Annotated in this window: 10 protein-coding genes and 5 pseudogenes; 8 read left to right on the forward strand and 7 right to left on the reverse strand. The window is 55.2% G+C overall.

The genetic code is table 11. The features are described from left to right. Positions 1–320: hypothetical protein (locus tag KRZ98_RS15765; protein WP_217674425.1), on the forward strand; the 320-nt coding region annotated here is incomplete at its 5' end. A 445-nt stretch (positions 321–765) separates the two neighbouring features. On the opposite strand, the gene KRZ98_RS15770 is transcribed toward KRZ98_RS15765, so the two are convergent. From KRZ98_RS15770 to KRZ98_RS15780, 3 genes and pseudogenes are all read right to left on the reverse strand, one after another. Next, entirely contained in the window at positions 766–1,350 is a 585-nt protein-coding gene (locus KRZ98_RS15770; protein WP_254798538.1) for a polysaccharide biosynthesis/export family protein, read from the reverse strand. A 47-nt stretch (positions 1,351–1,397) separates the two neighbouring features. After that, entirely contained in the window at positions 1,398–3,524 is a 2,127-nt protein-coding gene (locus KRZ98_RS15775; protein WP_217674426.1) for a polysaccharide biosynthesis tyrosine autokinase, read from the reverse strand. Positions 3,525–3,971: 447 nt separating this feature from the next. After that, positions 3,972–4,274 (reverse strand): annotated as a pseudogene (locus KRZ98_RS15780) (ATP-binding protein); the annotation flags it as partial. 218 nt (positions 4,275–4,492) lie between these two features. On the opposite strand from KRZ98_RS15780, the pseudogene KRZ98_RS15785 reads away from it, so the two are divergent. Further along, a pseudogene (locus KRZ98_RS15785) lies at positions 4,493–4,717 on the forward strand (transposase); the annotation flags it as partial. A gap of 292 nt (positions 4,718–5,009) precedes the next feature. Then, positions 5,010–5,450 (forward strand): annotated as a pseudogene (locus KRZ98_RS15790) (helix-turn-helix domain-containing protein); the annotation flags it as partial. Positions 5,451–5,774: 324 nt separating this feature from the next. On the opposite strand, the gene KRZ98_RS15795 reads toward KRZ98_RS15790, so the two are convergent. The 3 genes from KRZ98_RS15795 to KRZ98_RS15805 all read right to left on the reverse strand — a co-directional run bounded on the left by KRZ98_RS15795 (position 5,775) and on the right by KRZ98_RS15805 (position 8,218). Continuing rightward, entirely contained in the window at positions 5,775–6,251 is a 477-nt protein-coding gene (locus KRZ98_RS15795) for a helix-turn-helix domain-containing protein (protein ID WP_368389838.1), read from the reverse strand. A gap of 61 nt (positions 6,252–6,312) precedes the next feature. Then, entirely contained in the window at positions 6,313–7,410 is a 1,098-nt protein-coding gene (locus tag KRZ98_RS15800; RefSeq protein ID WP_217674427.1) for a glycosyltransferase, read from the reverse strand. 28 nt (positions 7,411–7,438) lie between these two features. Beyond that, positions 7,439–8,218, reverse strand: a complete 780-nt coding sequence (locus KRZ98_RS15805; RefSeq protein WP_217674428.1) for a sulfite exporter TauE/SafE family protein — start codon at positions 8,216–8,218, stop codon at positions 7,439–7,441. Between the two features lie 608 nt (positions 8,219–8,826). Between KRZ98_RS15805 and KRZ98_RS15810 the strand changes: the two genes are divergently transcribed. The 3 genes from KRZ98_RS15810 (at position 8,827) to KRZ98_RS15820 (ending at position 11,255) form a co-directional block, all read left to right on the forward strand. Next, on the forward strand, positions 8,827–9,033 hold the full coding sequence (locus tag KRZ98_RS15810; protein WP_217674429.1) for a hypothetical protein: 207 nt from the start codon (positions 8,827–8,829) through the stop codon (positions 9,031–9,033). 473 nt (positions 9,034–9,506) lie between these two features. Next, positions 9,507–10,907: an exopolysaccharide biosynthesis polyprenyl glycosylphosphotransferase gene (locus KRZ98_RS15815; protein ID WP_254798542.1), complete on the forward strand. Its 1,401-nt coding sequence runs from the start codon at positions 9,507–9,509 to the stop codon at positions 10,905–10,907. Between the two features lie 135 nt (positions 10,908–11,042). After that, a complete protein-coding gene (locus tag KRZ98_RS15820) occupies positions 11,043–11,255 on the forward strand; it encodes a hypothetical protein (RefSeq protein WP_254798544.1) in 213 nt (70 codons plus the stop codon). A gap of 126 nt (positions 11,256–11,381) precedes the next feature. Here KRZ98_RS15820 and KRZ98_RS15825 read toward each other — a convergent pair. Next, positions 11,382–12,255: pseudogene (locus tag KRZ98_RS15825) on the reverse strand (IS3 family transposase). A gap of 501 nt (positions 12,256–12,756) precedes the next feature. Between KRZ98_RS15825 and KRZ98_RS15830 the strand changes: the two are divergent. Both KRZ98_RS15830 and KRZ98_RS15835 read left to right on the forward strand, forming a co-directional pair. After that, on the forward strand, positions 12,757–18,354 hold the full coding sequence (locus tag KRZ98_RS15830) for a putative Ig domain-containing protein (protein WP_217674430.1): 5,598 nt from the start codon (positions 12,757–12,759) through the stop codon (positions 18,352–18,354). Positions 18,355–18,494: 140 nt separating this feature from the next. Beyond that, positions 18,495–18,827, forward strand: a pseudogene (locus tag KRZ98_RS15835) (transposase); the annotation flags it as partial. Positions 18,828–19,010: the final 183 nt, after the last annotated feature.

Below are 19,010 nucleotides of genomic sequence, written 5' to 3' on the forward strand. Positions count from 1 at the left end.
CATATGACTACTCGCCCGTTCGCTTGCTGAATCCTCGATCTCGTCCGACACCCGCCACCTCGCTAAAAGAGCGGCAATCATCCCGGCGAATGGGCGCCGCGCAAGGCGGCCCTCAGGCCCCGCTTACCCCTCGGAATCAGCACGCTCAAGACCTGGATGTGGATGAAGACCTGCTCCACGATCTCACCGAACAGATGGATACCGAGGACGGTGTTATCTGGGTTCACGGTATCGAAGAGCATGCTGTGCTTGCACTATCACAAGACGGCATCGACTGCCTGCGCGACCTTCTTGCCGAACATAAACGGGATCACGTGTAGCCCCGCGCGCCCTTCACCGGATGCATACGCCAGCTGAGGCGATCGCGGATTAGATACTCCATCCGTGCATCATGGCTGCTTCCTTCCTTCAGGATTCGACAACCAGAAGTGTGTGCTTCTACCAACGTCCGAGGGAAGCAGGGGCAATTACACGATGACTCATAAACGCAAGCCAAAGGCGCGTTGCTTCCAATTGGACCATCGCAAGAACGTTTCTGCCGGTTTGTCTCTGCGTGCGGCAATGCATCGGAATGCTTCAGCTTGAAGAAGAAGCGGTCGATCAAGCTCCGCTCGCGATAGAACCACGTGCACCCGAGTACCGTCGCGACCAGCGGTTGGACCTGGGCGGGATATTGGCCAACCCGCCCATGGCGCATCCAGTCGATCAGTATGCTTCAGTGGGGACTTGAGTTTTGGTCAAGATAAACTGGTATCACTCCGCGGATCAGAAGAAGCGTTCGATGATCCTAATCGTGTCCCCCGGATAGACTCTTGTGTCGGCCGCAAGCGGGACATCTATCTCCGAGCCGGATCCGACGCGGCGAATGTATAGGTGCTTGTGGCTTGCACGGTAGGTAAAGCCCCCAGCCATCGCAACAGCGTTGAGAACTGTCATCCCGTGTTTGAACTCGTACTGGCCAGGTTCCTCAACCTCACCCAATATGTAAAACGGACGGAATTTGGTGATTTCCATATTCACGCGCGGGTTGTTGATCAGCCCGTTGGCATAGGCCTTAGTCACTTCTGTTTGAGCTTCTGCAGCGGTCATACCCTCCAGCTTGATATTGCCGATCAACGGCAGCGAAGCATTGCCATCCGAACCGACTACATATTCCTCACCGGAAAGAGCGGGTTCATTATAAACAGTTAGCCGCACCTTGTCGTCTGGTCCTATCCGATAAATGGGCACATCGCCCTGCCCCGCGCTTTGAAGAGGCATCTGCGAAGTACAAGCCGATGCCAGCGCCATAAGGGCAAGCGAGAATGCTCTGAGCATCTGTTTGATTCCCATATTTTTCAAACCTGCCATGTTTCAGTGTCCACACTTCTCAGAAAAGGGAAAGCACCCATCATAAATCAACGCGCATAATATTCCTTATACGCGCCATAGTAAGCAAGCGAATCGTCGCTAGCGTAAAAGGACTGCCGGCGGACATCGACTGCGTTGAGAACCGCCCCGGCGATTGGCGCGTTCGCCTCTCGCAAAGCCTTAACTGCAACGCGTGCGGCATAGCGCGATGTCCGTCGCCAGCGCACGACGAAAAGCACATCATCGACGACTGAGGAAATGTCCCGAGCATCATTAAGTGCCAACACTGGCGCGGTATCGACGACAACGTAGTCATACTGGGCGCGTAGCGTCGCTATTAACTTCGACAGATTGCTATTGCGAAACACCTCTCGGTCCTGTGTCTGTGCAGACACGCCGAGCAGATCGAAGTTCCAGGTCGTGTCACGCACCACCGCCTGATCGATGGCAGTAGCACCGCTCAGCACTTCCGAAATGCCGTTCTCGGGCTTGCCAGGAACCAGCGTTTCAGTGAGTTGCGGACGACGAAGGTCGGTGTCGACAAGAAGCACTTTTGCGCCCATTTTTGCCAGGCTGCTGGTCAGGCTGAGCGCAACGTTTGTCTTACCTTCGTGGGGCAGAGACGAGGTCACCATCAGGACTGATGCGCCATTCTTCTTGATCCTGCTGCTAATGATGCGAAATGCTTCGGCATAACTCGACAGGTTCGCGTCTATGCCACCAAGGGCTGTTTCGCCTTTCTCAAGCATAGGTGCGGAGCCCACGGTTGATAAGCCGAGATGGCGTTCAACATCGGTTGTGTTGCTGATCTTTACGTCAAGCAATTCAGCGATAACGATAGCCAGAATGCCCATGACTCCGGCAAACGCGAGCGCGAGGATCGCGAGCAGAGACCGATTGGGCGCAGCAGGTGAATCGGACGCCTTAGCGATACTGATGATCTGCGCATCAGGCTTCGAAAAATCGGCGGACTCAGCGGTTTCCTTGGTACGAGCGAGGAAGCCCTCATATAGCCCACGCGAAGCTGCGGCTTCCCGCTCATACTGGTTAACGGCAACCGATCCTCGTGCATTGCGAATTGACTCTGCCCGGCGGCTTCCAAGAGCATTCTCGACAACGGCAAGCTGGCTCTGCGATACCGAAACCTCGTCGCGCAGGCTGGCAATGATCCTTGACATCTCTGCCGACAGCTCGCGGTCGATACCTACCAGTTCCTGCCGAACACGTTCTGTTTCCGGATGCTGGGCGCCATAGCGAGCGGAAATGTCTGCTGCTTTGGCTGCAGCGACGGCGCGCTGCGCCTTGAAATCGCGGATAACGCCCGATGCGATCACCTCGGGAACCGCAGCGGGATTGCCCTGCGCCGACCGAGCCACACGTAACCGCGCCTGTTTTTCGGCTAGAGCGGATCGACGCTCAAGTGCCTCGCGGCTGAGATCGGCGATAGCCTGCTCGTCATACGTTGAATGACTTTCAGCATTGGGAAGGCCGATCTGTGCGCGAAGCGTTGTGGCAGCACTTTCTTTACTCTGCACATCGCTGCGCAAGCCTTCTAGCCGGTCGCCGAGGAAATCTCGGGCGGCACGAGCGGCCTTCTGTTTTTCCGTGACTTGGTTCTCTATATACTGGCGCGCCACCGCATTTGCGATCTTGGCAGCCAATTCCGGATCTGCCGCCGAATAGGTAACAGAAATCACGTAGGTCAGGCCTTGACGCACAACCGAAAGATTGTTGGCTAGGGTTTTCGCGGCCTTGGCTTCGGCGGTTACAGGCTCCTGGTCCTTGTCGTCGCTTTTCAGCCAGCCGGTCAGGCTGTCCATGACGCTAGGCTTGGCAATCAATTCGTTGAACTCGGGATCCTTCGCAAGGTCGAGCTCTTTAACTACTTGCGCAATCAATGTAGGCGAGCGAAGGACCTGCACCTCCGTATCGACCGATGCCGAGTCAGCTGGCAGTCCCGAGAGGACCGAGCTGACATCGACGACTTCGGTGGTCCGTCGGTCAATCAAAACGTTAGCGGTAGACTGATAACGGTCAGGGAGCGTCAATATGATTGCCAGCCCGATGATAAATACCGCACCGGTTACAATGAGCAGGGGCGTCATGCGGCGCCGGATGGTTTTGGCCAGTGACCGAAGGTCGATCTGTTCTTGGTCTTCGCTATGCGCTTCCATCAAATTTGCCTACCCTTGCTGCTTCTCAGTTTTGACATTTGAGCCGCCCCCCAATCCCAACCATCGAACCGGTCAAAGGAAACAAACTGGTGCTCGTTGAATTTTCAAGAATCCAATTTCCCGGCAGGCAAATTCGCATTGGTCTTGAATCCTGTCAAGCGACTGGCAGCCGCTGCGGCGGACTGACTGGCACCACTTGGGCAGAAGTGTAATTTTTTGGGATTCTTTTGGCTCGAAATGGGTGATCGATGGCAAGGCAGTTTGACAGAGGCTGGGGGATCATTGACGACATTGCGCTGCCGAAAAAGCGTTACGTATCGGCCGGCTGTCAACGACGGTCAGATTCCAGGCCATCGGGGCGGAGTAAAAGTAGGCCATTGTGATGCGGGCCTGACGATATGGAGAGGGCCCCGATCGGGGCCCTCTTCATATCGTTGTCGTCATTGATCAGGTGGCGGTGATCTCGCCAGTGTCCGGGTCGACGACCGGAGTGGCCTGGTTTTGCTCCGCCCCGGCAGCACGGCGGCGGGCGGACTGCTTGAGGCGGTAGCTGTCGCCGTTCATGGCCAGGATGCTGACGTGGTGCGTGAGCCGATCGAGCAGCGCGCCGGTGAGCCGCTCGGATCCCAGGACCTGCGTCTAGTCCTCGAACGGCAGGTTGGTCGTGACGATCTTCGATCCCCGCTCATAGCGCTGCGAGAAGGTCTCGAACAGCAGTTCAGCGCCTGTGGGCGAGAGAGGAACTAGCCCGGAAATCTCACGGAAGTAGGTGCATCAGGGCTCTGAATCTGAGATAATTCTTCTGTGACAAAGGTTTACCGCACAGCAGAGGAGTTCCCCGATGCCGACAGAGTGTAGCGCAAAGTCATTTGAGTTTGCACGCTTAGAATCGCGGGCGGTGGTGGCGGCATTTGATGGCGGCGCGGTGACGAGCGACGCCGGGAGCCTGCTGCTGGGGGCGACGGATCGCCTCGATGGCCTATGTGCTGCTCTGCGCGCTACGCCGCATCGGCTTGCGCTTCACCCAGTTCGCGCGCGCCAGTTGCGGCACCATCCGCCTGAAGCTGCTCAAGATCGGTGCCCGCGTCACCGTCAGCGTCCGGCGCGTCAAAATCGCCATGGCTTCCGCCTACCCGTGGCGCGACGAGTGGGAACTCGCCCATCTCTACCTGCGAACCGCCGCGGCGCGCTGACGACACAGATAGCGCACAGTCCGAAAATCCAGCGACCTCCGTCCGCCACCCGCGTGGCAACCGCCGTGCTCGCCCCAAAAATGGCAAAATGCCTTCACGACACCAGTCCGCCTGGAAGTTCGCCGCCAACTCTCATCAACCGTTACCGCGTCAGGACCAAACCGTCAGATCAGAGGGTGGGGTGAGAAATGCGGGCTAGCTGTCTGGTTGCGACACATCATTGGGACATGGTAAGCAGCGCTATTGCGGATCACGCATGGCGCTTTGCTGCTCTTGTAGATGAGGTTTCGTAATGGTGCAGATACATCCCCAGGCTCGGACCACGCCTGCTGTAAGGGCAGAAATTGCCCGTTCGACCGAGCCTGCCAGTGTCGTGGCGAAACGCTATGGCATCAGCGATGAGACGGTCCGCAAATGGCGCAAGCGAGGAGAGCAGGCGGTCCTGGATCGCCCAAGTCGGCCTCATCGTCTGGCTTGGCGTATGGATGAGGAAGAACGCGCGATCATCTGCGCTGTACGCAGGGCGACAGGCTTTGCGCTGGATGACCTGACCTTCGTACTCCGGCACTTTCTGCCACACCTCAATCGCGACAGCATCTACAGGGTACTCAAGGCCGAAGGGCTCAATCGACGACCGCCCAAGCCCACGGAGTAGCCGCGTAAAGGACAGGGGCGCTTCCAAGACTATAACCTGGGCTTTGTCCATGTCGACGTCAAACATCGGCCCAAGCTGGAGACCCGCAAAAACCTGTAGCGTTTACGCGGTCATGGTGATTCACTGATCCCGCCATGACGCTCGCCGCCGTAGATCGCCTCGTTCACCACGCGACAATCTTCGAGATGAATGTCGAGAGCTGGACACCCGCAACAACCCTGAATTCAGCAAAGTCCCATCTAACAATTTCAATCACTTGGCGCTCGAAAGGTCAAGAAATCAGAGGTATTTGCGGGTGCCCAGCTACCGCCGCCGCTCGGCGATCCAGCGACAATCACGCGCTGGTCGGCCACGGACCTTCGCGACAATCAAGTCCAACGAGGAAATGTCGCTCAGGGACAATCAAACCTGCGAGTAGCGCTTGCCAGCGTCAATCAAAGCAGGCACCACTTGAAAACCGCGACGATCAGTTCTCATCCTGATTGACGGAAACTGCTCATCAAATCCATCCTCGAAAAGAAGCTCGACGGGCATCGCGCGCGCCGTCCAGTGGGTCGCCTCATGCGGCGGCGGTTCCTGCGTCAGCCGGACAATCTCGGCCACGCGCTTGGGCAACACCGGCGCCTTGCCGGGCGGACGGGACTTGTCGCGAAGAAGGCCATCGACGCCTTCGTGCATGAAACGCTCCTGCCAGCGCCACACGCAGGTCTTCGACTTGCCTGTTGCCGTCATAATCGCCGAGGTGCCCAGGCCGTCGCTGCTCAAAAGCACGATACGGGCGCGCCAGACATGTTTCTGCGGACTCAAGGGAGCCGACAAGATGTCGTGCAGGCGTTGACGGTCGGAGGCAGAAACGGTGAAGCTGATGCCATCGCGCATCCTCCGAGACTGGCATGCCAGCAAGCCCGTGGGAATCCCAAACCGGACTCTTTCGTTCCAGTCAATCCACTAGCTCGCTAAACAGATGCTCATAGGCCAGAACGGCGCTTTCAACCGTATAGTCGTTGGCGCGCTCCAGCCGTTTTTCAGACGGGACCGGATTGTCGAGCGCCTCAATAATGCCGTTAGCCAGTGCTTCGGCGTTCGCGACCGGAACGAGCGGTCCGAGCTCACCTCCCTTCAGCACTTCATCCGGACCGCTTGGGCAATCAGTTGCGGCCACCACCGCACCAGAAGCCAATGCCTCGATGAGCACAGTCGGTAGCCCTTCCCAACGCGAGGACAGGACGAAGAGCTTTGCCGCTCGCATTGCCGCAAAAGGGTTCCTGTCAAATCCGGGAAGCGCGACGTCTTCGGTAAGGTCCAGCTGATCCACAAGCGCGACCAGTTCGTCGCGTTTCTCTCCCTCGCCAAGGATCAGAAGGCGTGCGAGCCGCTGGCTACGCACCCTCGCGAAAGCGTTAATGAGATTCTCAAAATCTTTTTGTTCGACTAACCGACCGCACCCAAGAATAACCGGGGCACCACCGTCTGACAACCACGGGTGCGCAGGCGTGTCAGCTGCCATCTCACGAACCCTCGGCGTGACGACCGGATTGTTGATAGTAAGAAAATTTCGCGGACCAATCTTGGAGAATTCCCGCACCGAAGCACCAACGCCATCAGACACCGTAACGACACGATCGATCCTGGGATAGACGAGTGGGATGAGGTGATAGGCGGCTCGCACAGCTCGGGACTGGAGCCTTTCATAATTTAAGCCCATCTGATTATGTTCAACCGCGACAAGTGGTGTACTCGTCATCGAAAGCCTTACGGCTAGAGCGGCGGCAACGTTTACATGTGTCAAATGGCTGACCAGTACATCGGGGCGATTACTGCGCAGGAATTTGGCCAGCGGCACGATCGAAGAGAATGTCCGCTTTCCGCCCAGATCTTCAACCTTTATCCTAGGATCAAGGTCAGCGATATACGGCCCCTCCCGCCGCGCTAGCATGAGCGTTACCTCATGCCGTTCAGCGAGGCCGTTCATCAACAGCACCGCAACCCGCTCGGCGCCGCCACCTGCAAGGTTCTGCAGAAACGTTGTAATCTTCATCGATGTGGCCCCTCGTGCGGACGGCAGATCAGAACATTAGCCTGATGCCCGTAAATAGCAGCATGAAGGCTAATGCGAGCCTTAGGTAATTGCCCTGAACATGTTTAGTGAGCCTCGCTCCGATGATGATACCCGGTATCGATCCAACAAGCAGAGGCAGCAAAAGATTGAAATCGACGTTACCGATGAAAAAGTGCCCGACACCTGCCACTATTGTCAGCGGAACGGCGTGGATAATGTCGGTGCCGACGACCTTCCTTGCATTCATGCGAAGCGGGTAGAGCAAGATCAGCATTGTTGCGCCTAGAGCTCCGGCGCCAACCGATGTCAGGGTCACCAATAAGCCCAGAATCGCGCCGGCGAAAACTGTCAGGCCAGGCTGCCACAGCTTGAACGTTTTCGCGGTTTCGGTCCTCATTGTGCGCGCATGTTTATGAACCTGTTTGCGCATCAGTGTCGCTATCGCCGTCAAAATAAGCAGGATGCCCAAAAAGTGGACGATTAAGCCGCCTTTGATCTGATGGCTCTCCGCACCCCAGAGGAAAATCAGCATGAGAACCGAGGCTGGGATGCTACCGGTCGCAAGCAGTTTAACGACGCGCCAGTCGGGGTTCCCGTGATGCTGATGCACTGCGCCACCGACCATCTTGGTGATTGCTGCAAACCAGAGATCGGTACCGACTGCCGTAGCCGGAGCGATGCCGAGCAGCAGGATCATGATCGGCGCCATCAGTGAGCCCCCGCCAACACCGGTCAAACCGACCATCGTGCCGACAAGAAAACCAGAAAGAGGCTCGACATAACTCATGAGGGAGCACCTTTTTCGGAGCCGTGCTCCCAGCTGAAAGAGGTTGTGGTCACAGAGACAAAATACTTCGCAATCGAGCGTTCAAACCGCATCTGGAGAGTGGGGAAAACCAGCCCGCGTTCGTGCAACGAATGTTTCAATTATTTTGCCCCTTCGAATCAGCCCGATTCCACCCATGTTTCAGCGATGATCAGCCGATGAACAAGCGATCATTTGGCGAGATGAATTTCCGCAAGACACGGATCGTGTCCCACGAGGTGGTGTAGCTGGATATCCGCAAATACCTCAGATTTCTTGAAATTTCGTAAGCGCCGACGGAAGCTTTCAATTACCCACAAGTGCGCCCAGCGAGATCAAGACCAAGTTTCATGTCCATAAGACGGGACCATCCACGCCATATGACGGTGTTGCCGGGAGGCGGGTCTCGCTCGCGAGCGAGATAGCCGCCGAGTCTTGCGACCTGTGTCAGGTAACATGATAATTGTTGCGGCGGCGGTTGCGCTCCGCCACGATCGGCGCTGAAGCGGAAGACCACGGCAGGCGGGCTTCGTGCCTGTCGAGCTGGGCACCCGCAAATACCTCTGATTTCTTGACCTTTCGAGCGCCAAGTGATTGAAATTGTTAGATGGGACTTTGCTGAATTCAGGGTTGTTGCGGGTGTCCAGCTGGCAGCATCATCGCCGTCGGCCAAAGCCCGAGAAGCTGGGCGGATTGAGGTTCGAGGGCGGTGCGGCCTGACGGTGTCGGTGGATGGCGAAGTTGATCGGGCCGCCCTGAAACAGGTGCTCGATGTCTTGCAGAAGCTGGATCATTGAGCCTGGCGTTCCCGCCTTCGACGAAGATCTACCTGTCACTACTACCGTGCGACATGCGCAAGGGTACAATGTCCCGAAGTGGGATTGGGTTTAAGAAAGCATAGTAAAGGAAATTGTAATATAGGAGCTAGCATCATAAGCATACACAAACGTTTCGCTGCGGCATTGACTGCGACGAGATCAGCGTGCGGAACTCGTAGAAGGGGTATGGAAAATCCATTCGATGAAGGCAAGTGGCGATAGCGACTTCACGCGGATACGAGCGTAGCCGGCATGGCATGAACTTCAAAATGTCATAGCGGAAGCGCTTAACGCCCTGACATGTGGATCAACTTTCGCGCTGCGCTGCAAAATGCGGCGAACCTTGAATGGAATGTGGGGCGGACTTGTGTGCTGGCGACGACGATCGTTCCCGTCTATTTAATTGCTTTTATATTGTTTTTCTGTAATAATTTTTGCTGGGCACTCTATGTATGTTGCTGCAAAAGGGGTTAGCGGTGAAAATGGGTGCAGGAATCGATGCTGCAGCTGCGAAGCCTCGCAATGATGGTAGCCTGATTCGGGTAACCACCTATTTCCTTCAGATGACGTTGGATATCCTGGTCCTTATCGCCAGCTTCAATTTTGCAAGCTTTCTTCGGTTTGGCCATTTGGCGCGAGGCGACAGCCGTGACTGGATTTTGCTGCTGGTGCCGGTCTTTCTGCTCATCGGCTTTTACAGCAATCTTTATACGCTTGACTCCATGCGATCACTACGCCTTTCGATGAAGCGATTAACCGCGGCTGTCGCATGGGCACTTGCAATCGTGATCTTCGGCTTTTTCGCAACGAAATCGACGGACACCGTTTCTCGTCTTTTGTTTTTTAGCGGCGCGCTGATTTCCATCACTTTTCTCCTGCTGATCCGCATTCCTATCTATCTCTTGGTCGATCGCGTGATCGGGAAGCGCTTTCTACGCAAGCTATTCATCATCGATGGCACAGCGTCGCGCGAGATCGAGGGCTACGACGTCATCACCTGCGCAAACCTTGGTCTCAAACTCGACTTGCATGATCCCATTGTCCTTCACGCATTGAGCGGGAGGGTGAAAGAATATGATCGAGTTTTGGTTGATTGCCCGGTTGAAGATCGCGAAAAATGGTCATTATTCCTTCAAGCTGCTGGATGCATTGGCAGCCTACTCATTCCGGAATTGCGATCGGTGGTTTCTGACCACACAAAATTCGAGATTGAATCGACGTCAATCCGAGTATCAGCCGGCCCCTTGGATCTTCGTAGTAGAGCCGTCAAGCGCATATTCGATCTCTCATTGGCCTTGGCTATCTGCGTGCTAATTGCCCCACTGTTGCTTGCAGTTGCGATCGCGATCAAGCTAGACACCAAAGGTCCTGTGCTTTTCAAGCAGATACGCATGGGTCGAGGAAACCGGCTCTTTTATGTTTACAAGTTTCGGAGCATGCGCGACGACTCGGCAGATATGAACGGTATGCGGTCAGCATCGAAGGATGACGACCGCATCACCCGTGTTGGCAGATTTATTCGGGCAACGTCAATCGACGAGCTGCCACAGCTTTTCAACGTTCTAATAGGCAACATGTCCATGGTCGGCCCCAGGCCGCATGCGCTCGGCTCGAAGGCAGGCGAAGACCTTTTCTGGCAAATTGATGTACGTTACTGGCTCAGGCATTCAGCCAAACCAGGCATTACAGGACTGGCGCAGGTCCGGGGTTTCCGCGGCGCTACCGATACGCGCCATGACCTGACTGAACGCCTGAGATATGACTTAGAATATCTTCGCAATTGGTCGATGTTTCGCGACATTGCGATCCTAATGGCCACTTTTGGCGTGGTAATGCACAAGAACGCATATTGAATCAGTAGAGTTGGGCGTTTCAATCGCTTGACCGTATGCACTGGGCTCACGCCTGGCGTATCCACCTGGGCACTTCCAAAAACCCCTGGCCAATCAACGTGTGATTTGATTCACTCGGCCTGACGGGAGGCAGTGATGCGGCAGGCAGGATTGTTCGGATTATCGGATCATCTAAAGTGGCTATCGGCGCACGGCGCTCCGCTGGAAGAGTTGGACCGAATCATCGACTTCGAGGCATTCCGCCCGGTTTTGGTTTCGGCGCTGGCCTATCGCGACGGGGCGAAGGGCGGCCACCCGCCTTATGACCCGGTGGCGATGCTCAAGGTTCTCGAGAGGTGGCCGGGGTAGTCTGAACACGGATCGGCATTCGATAAGTGGATCATCTGCTGGTTTCATCATCGAACTGCCGATATGGGGCGTCATGCAGGGAGGGCGAAGCCCGACCGGAGTGACGCCCCATATCGGCGGCCAAACTCATGCTGCCATCGCCATTGGCAGGTTGTCAAAATATGCCTGGTCCGGGGTCCGGGCGCCAAGGCTCGAATGCGGCCTCCTTGCGTTGTAAAAGTTCAGATAACGACCGATCGATATCCGGGCTTCGCGGACCGCGGCGTAGGCGCGGAGGTAAACCTCCTCATATTTCACCGAGCGCCACAGGCGCTCGACCACCACATTGTCGCGCCAGGCGCCCCGGCCGTCCATGCTGATGGCGATTTCCTCCCGGTGGAGCACGCTGGTGAAGGCGTGACTGGTGAATTGACTGCCTTGATCCGTATTGAAAATCTCGGGCTTGCCGTAGCGCGCCAGGGCTTCCTCCAGCGCCTCGACGCAGAAGTCGGCCTCCATCGTGATCGACACACGCCAGGCCAGGACCTTGCGGCTGAACCAATCCACGATGGCCACGAGATAGACGAACCCCCTCGCCATCGGGATGTAGCTGATGTCAGTCGCCCAGACCTGGTTGGGCCGCACGATCGGCAGTTTCCCAGTTCCCGCACCTGCCGCGACAGCGGCAGACTGTGCGAACGATCGATCATCGCTTTGCGCTCGGCAACAGACCGGCCTTCCCGAGCGCGCCGGCCAAAAAATCATTCGCCAGCGTCAACTCACCGATCTTGGCATGTAGTGTCTTCACGTCAACCGGCGGCTCGCCCGTTTCCGATGCCTTGTCCGAACCAAACACACCGGCTGCGCCCTCCAGCAACTGGCTACGCCACGTCGTGATCTGGTTCGGATGCACGTCAAACTGCTGCGCCAACTCGGCCAGCGTCTTCTCGCCCTTCACGGCAGCCAGTGCCACCTTCGCCTTAAATGCCGGACTGTGGTTCCGGCGGGGTCGTTTGCTCATCTCTGCTGCTGTCTCGCAGCCATACTGGCCACCGTCAGGCAGAAAATCCACTTATCTCAATGTTTAGTTTTGCCAGGCCACCTCTGGGGCTACTTCTACGGCCCTTTCACGCATTATGTCCGTAGACCTCAAGACCGGCGGGGCACTGCTTAAGGGCGATAGATGTTGATCGCAATCGCAGGGCCGTTCATCATGGTTACATGTTGCACTGCGATGTTAGCTCTGTTAATTATATAGTACTGCCAGATGAAAGACTGTTGGTGGTTGATCCTTGCGGAGACTTTTTCCAGGAACAAAGTGTCGATTAAAATGCCAGTGTTGGCTGGGTTGCCAAACGCAGGATCGCAGCATTTATGATCGTCGCGGTAATTGCTGCGCTTGAAAGAGCCTAGTCGTTTCCGATCAGGACATCGATGCTGCAAAAGGCGAATGGGGGTTAACATATAAGGATATTTTTTAGATGAGGTTGGCATCCAAATTGGCCCGCGATCGGTCGTTAGCATGATGGTGACGCTAGATGAGCAGGCCACCGCTTCACTCGCACCATATTTCTTCGTTCTACCAGAGGATCTGTTCGTCGGTTTTGATGAAACGAGCTTGGCGATCGTCGTTACCTCAGCGGATGGTTCACCTCTACCAAGCTGGTTGACTTTTGACGAGCTGGCCAAAGCGTTGGCCGGAACGCCGCCTGTCGAAGCGTCGCTGACCCATCTCGACCTATTGGTGAGCATAAGTGACGCGAACATGAACTGCGATATCGATTTCGGTCTCGATATCAACGACCCCAGCGTCACTTTGTATGTCGAAGAGGGCAGTAAGGCCACTCTCGAACCGATCTATCTTGAGGGCCATTCGGATGCAGAGGTAGCATTCGTCATGACCGGAACACGTGGCCTGCTATCGAATGGACTCGATGGATCGATGAATTATGATACCAATGGTCTCTATAACCTCCTTGCCGAAGGGGCGAAGGGATACGACGCGTTTGTTCTGCGTGTAGAGGCCAACGGTGTCACCCGAGAATGGAAATACCATGTCGAAGTCGCTGGCCTAAACGATGCGCCGGTTGTTAATCGGACAATCGACAATCAGTTCATTCCAGCCCGCTCTGAATTCAGCCTTGCAATTCCCGAGGATGCTTTCTTTGATTTTGACGTTGGCGACACGCTGATGCTGAGCGCAACGCAGGCGGATGGCGCCGCGCTTCCCACATGGCTGATTTACGATTCGGCGACGAGAACGTTGAGCGGTACGCCGCAAATCGCCCTGTCGCACACGCACGTGGATATCAAGATAACCGCAACGGACGGATTTGAGACCGCAGAGACGATTTTTGGCCTAGACATCGGCGATCCGCAACTCGCACTGGAGATCAATGAAGGCGGTGTTTTGAGACTGCCTCTTGGTTATCAGGAGGGTGATCCAAATTCGGAGTTGACACTCCAGGCCGATGACGCGCTCGGCGCTGTAACATTGAACGCGGACGGGTCGATTGACTATTCGCCCAATGGTCAGTTCGAATTTCTGGGTCGGAACGAAGCTAGCGTGGACACCTTCGGACTGATCGCGATTGCCAATGGAATCATGCGGAAATGGACTTATCTCGTTAGCATTGCAGGTGAAAATGACGTGCCAACTCCAAGCGGCACGGTTAATAATCTACTCGATCAACATATCGCATTCTTTTCCTATGAGTTGCCCGATGGCCTGATTAGCGATGTCGATATCGGCGATTCGGTTAATCTTTCTGTGGCGTCGGCCGATGGCTCACCCTTGCCAGCCTGGATGGCGTTCGATTCGACAACCCGGATATTAAGCGGGAGTGCTCCGACCGCGGTTGCCAATAGCCGCCTTGACCTGAAGCTTACCGGCAGCGACGGGCTCGCCAGCGCTGATGTGCCGTTCGGGATCGAATTCGGGAGCGTCCTTGGTGACCAGTTCTCGCCGGCGTTGTCGCCATATACACTGACTTTCTTGGACGTCCTGTTTAGCGATCTAAGCGGTCACGACGTTTCAGTGACGATAACGCAGTTGGACGGTTCACCGCTGCCAGACTGGCTCACTTTCGATTCTTTTACACGTGAATTGTCCGGCACCCCGCCGCTCAACTATTCCGACAGGCAACTTCAAATGCTGGCGACAGCCAATGATGGGACGGCAGTTCAGACGATCAACTTTGGTTTCAATGTCGGTAGCCCAGTCATCACTCTCGAAATGGGTGAAGACGATGCCGCCATCCTCGACCTACCGTTTGTCAATGGCGATCCGGATGCCATGGTCACTGCGTTGACGGATATGGCCGTCGGCTCAGTCTTTATCGATGAAGAGGGCACCGTACGTTATTCCACCAACGGCCAGTTTGAAGCGCTCTCTGAAGGAGCATACGGACGCGACAACTTCCAGATGCAGGTTGTGTCTAACGGCGAGAGCTATATCTTCAATTATATTGTCGATATTACGGGCGCTAATGACGCACCGGTGGCCACCGATGTATTAACAGACCTTAATGTCGGAGCGGGTAAGGCAGTCAGCTACACAATCCCCAACACGCTGTTTCTCGATGTAGATTCGTCTGACACTTTAACGTACACTGCGACACTGGATGACGGCAGCCCGCTTCCCGAATGGCTCATCCTCGATTCGGCGACCGGCGTCTTTTCGGGCACCGCGCCGGCGGGCGCACCTCTGGAATTGCCATTAAGCGTACATGCCAGTGATGGCATGGAAGAAGTGTCTCGGCCGTTTCTCGTGCATGTTAGCGATGGACCAGAGATCAAAAATACTTTCGACCAGGTTACGACGCTAGAGGACCAGTTTTTTACATTTACTGTACCGGCGGATACGTTTTCTAGCCCCACGGGTTCTCCGCTCAGCTATACGGCCATCGGTGCCGGTGGCAATCCGCTACCAGATTGGCTCGTTTTCGATTCCTTAACGGCGACTTTTTCGGGTACACCCGATCAGGACTATGAGGGCGCTCGTAAATTCCAGGTTATTGCCAGTGATGGCCTCAAGTCAACTTCGTTGAAATTCACTCTCACGGTGGAGGGAACGCCTGATGCCCCGAGCGAAATATGCCTTACCACTGACTGGATTCAGGAGTTTTCTTCACCTGGCGCTGTCGTTGGCGTGTTTTCGACGACCGATCCTGACAATCACAACAGCTTCACCTATACGTTGCTTGATGATGCTGATGGCGCATTTTCAATTGCCGATAACACTCTGGTGGTTAGCGGAGCGCTGGTATCGTACGTAGGCGGCGGCACCAAGGATATCGTCGTTCGGGTTACAGCCTCAGATGGTCTTAGCTATGACAAGGCCTTCACAATTGACATCAAGAGCCCCGATCAAGCTGAAATTTTCAGCGATGTTGAGCCGCAAAGCTATCTCTGGGTAGCGACGGATGGAGTCGATCAGGAGGGAGGCGGCACCGCAGAGGCCCCGTTTGCGTCGATCCAGTACGCGCTCGATCATTGCACGCCCGGCACGGCAATCATGGTGAAGTCCGGTACCTATGCCGAGGCAATCAGGTTCAATTTAAGTGGCACCACCGACGCACCTATCTGGTTGATTTCTGCCGATGGCGTCGGCGCGGCCATAATTGAGCCGCCGGCCGTTGCCGAAATAACAGCCATTTCAGGGCAGGGCCTGCAGAACGCTATCATCCAAGGTTTCGAGATTAAGGGATCGGACACGATCGGCACGAACGGGTTCAACCTAGTCAGCAAAAATAATGGTGCGAGTGGCACGTTTGAAGACGGTTACGGGGGCACACCCGTAGCAAACGTCCTTATCAAGGACAACATCATCACCAACTGGGGGATAGATTCGATCCACCTCAGCCAAGCGTTCAACGTCCAGATCCTCGGCAACACTATTTCGGGTGCGCACGAACAGGGTATCGACATAATTTCCGCACGCAGGATCGTCATTGCAAACAACAACGTGGATAATATCACCTCCAAGCCTGAATGGAAGGGCGCGGACGGACGAGACTATACCGGCGACTCCGGCATTACCATAAAGGGCGGTGTCAGCGATGCCCTCATCCTCAACAACTATGTTGGCGATACGCAAGGATTTGGCATTAAGATCGGTTCGCCAACTAGTATCAGATACATTCCTATCGTTCCCGGAGAAGACAGCGACGGCGCGCACTATATTCGCTACGATGCCAGCAATGTCCTGGTCGAGGGCAATATCTCTACAGAATCCGGCGCTGGCGGAATGCTGATCACCGGATCACAAAATATCGTAGTGCGCGAGAACTTAATCGGTTATACGAGACTTGGTGTCATCGATCGCGATCCAACCGGGGCGCCCTATGGTCTAACAGAGCAATATCTTCCCTTTGCCACCGACGTTCCCAGTCGCGACATATTGTTCGACCGCAACGTTTATACTTCCAGTGCACTCCACAATGGCGGTGCATCTACATATACCGACCGCGACAATGTTGTTTACAATTCCAATGCGGACTATTCTGCAGGCGATTATGCGTGGTTTGAAGGTATCTCCACCAGCTGGATCAGTAGCCGCCAATTAATAGCCGGTTCGGGCAATAGCGACATACTATACGGCACTGCGGGCTCCGACTTCATTCAGGGGCAATCAGGTGCCGATGTGATGTATGGAAGGGAAGGAACTGACTTCTATTTCGTCGATAATGTTGGTGACGTTGTAATCGAATATGTTAATGAAGGCACGGAAACACTTGTCTTGTCTAGCAGGGTCAACAACTATCGATTGCCCGAGCCGTTAACCAATCCCGGTGGGTATGTCGAAAACGTGGTCGTAAATCACAAGCGCGATACTGTGGTGTTTGGTAACTCGCTTGACAACAATATTTTGGGCGGAGTCGGTGATGACAAGCTTGTAGGGCTCGCAGGGTCGGATACGCTGTATGGCGGGATCGGTAATGATTCCATCAATGGCGGTGATGATGCTGACCGCCTTTACGGTGGTCAGGGAGAAGATTATCTGGTCGGCGGTGGTGGCGACGACACACTAGAGGGCGGTGCAGACCGTGATATTATGAAAGGCGGAAGCGGTGACGATATCATCATCAGCTATGATGCAGATGCTCGCGTCGATGGTGGTGCCGGCATAGACAAAGCCTATCTCGATCGTTCGACCTCTGTTGAATTGGTAAACCTCGACATTTCTTATTTTGGCAATGGCGATGCAGGTTCCGATGACACACGTTCGGTAACGCTCGCCGACGGTACGCGCATTCTCAATATCGAGGTGCTGGCGCTATCGTCCGGTGTCGCGAACGACACTATCACCGGCGGCTATTATGATGATGATATCTATGGCGGAGGCGGAGACGACGTCGTCAACGGGATCAATGGCAACGACAAATTATGGGGGGGCACCGGACTCGATCGTATTTCAGGCGGTGAAGGCGAAGATTTTATCGATGGAGGTCTCGATGCCGATATTCTGCGTGGCGGTGCTGGCAATGACGAAATTGTTTCGAACGAAGCGGACCTTATTCTTGATGGTGGGGAAGGCTCTGACCTGCTGATCATTGACCGCGAAGATACGCCTCTCGACTATTATCTTAACATTGCAGATATGGTAGTCGATCCCTTACAATATCAGGTGTTTGCGGATGGCACAGCCATTCGCGGTTTTGAGCGGGTCGATTTCCGCGGCGGCGACGGGAATGACACTATCTATGGTGGTGACCTTAACGATAAGATCCACGGCGCTCAGGGCAATGACATCATTTACGGTGGAGGTGGATCGGACAAGTTGACCGGTGCGAACGGTGATGATGAAATTCACGGTGGCGCAGGCAGTGACCTTATCATCGGCGGACACGGAATCGACGATCTTTGGGGGGACGGTGGAGAAGATAAATTTCAGATCAAGCCGGGGACCATCGACGGTGATACCATTTATGATTTTGAAGGTGTGGGGAAGACATCGGGCGATTTCCTGGAATTTCTTAATTACGGTGCGGGTGCCGCACTAACCTACGATACAACGACCCAGCTTTGGACGATCACTTCGGCGGATGGCTCGCTCTTCGATAGCTTTACCATCGTCGGCGTAACGTCACTGGCAGTTTACGATTACTCTATCGACTGAGCTCGACTTTGTACGATTAGGTAGCGAAGCATAGCGTGTTGATTGCTGCTGAGAGGCTGTGTCAGAACGCTGACGTAACGGTGGACGATCGAGTTTTGATATGATTCCGAGGGGTTGCGACACCAACCTTGGAAGCCATCATGTGGAACCCGACCGCCCGCGCGCATCATAGCCGCGCGCAGCTTCGCTATGGAAGCGATCTTACCGACGCCGAATGGGATTTGATCGAGCCGTATTTGCCTGCACCTTGCCGTTGTGGACGACGGCGACGCTGGCCGATGCGGGAGATTATCGAAGCAATTTTCTATCTGTTGCGGGCAGGCTGCCCCTGGCGGCTTCTGCCCGACAGCTTTCCGCCATGGCGCACTGTCTACCGATGGTTCTGTACGATGCGTGACGATGGCGTGTTTGAAAGCCTGAACCACCATCTCGTCCAGATCGACCGCATCCGGACAGGGCGAGAGTCGATGCCAGAGGTGGCCGGGGTAGTCTGAACACGGATCGGCATTCGATAAGTGGATCATCTGCCGGTTTCATCATCGAACTGCCGATATGGGGCGTCATGCAGGGAGGGCGAAGCCCGACCGGAGTGACGCCCCATATCGGCGGCCAAACTCATGCTGCCATCGCCATTGGCAGGTTGTCAAAATATGCCT

It is taken from the genome of Sphingobium sp. AS12, assembly GCF_019097845.1.
GTDB lineage: Bacteria > Pseudomonadota > Alphaproteobacteria > Sphingomonadales > Sphingomonadaceae > Sphingobium.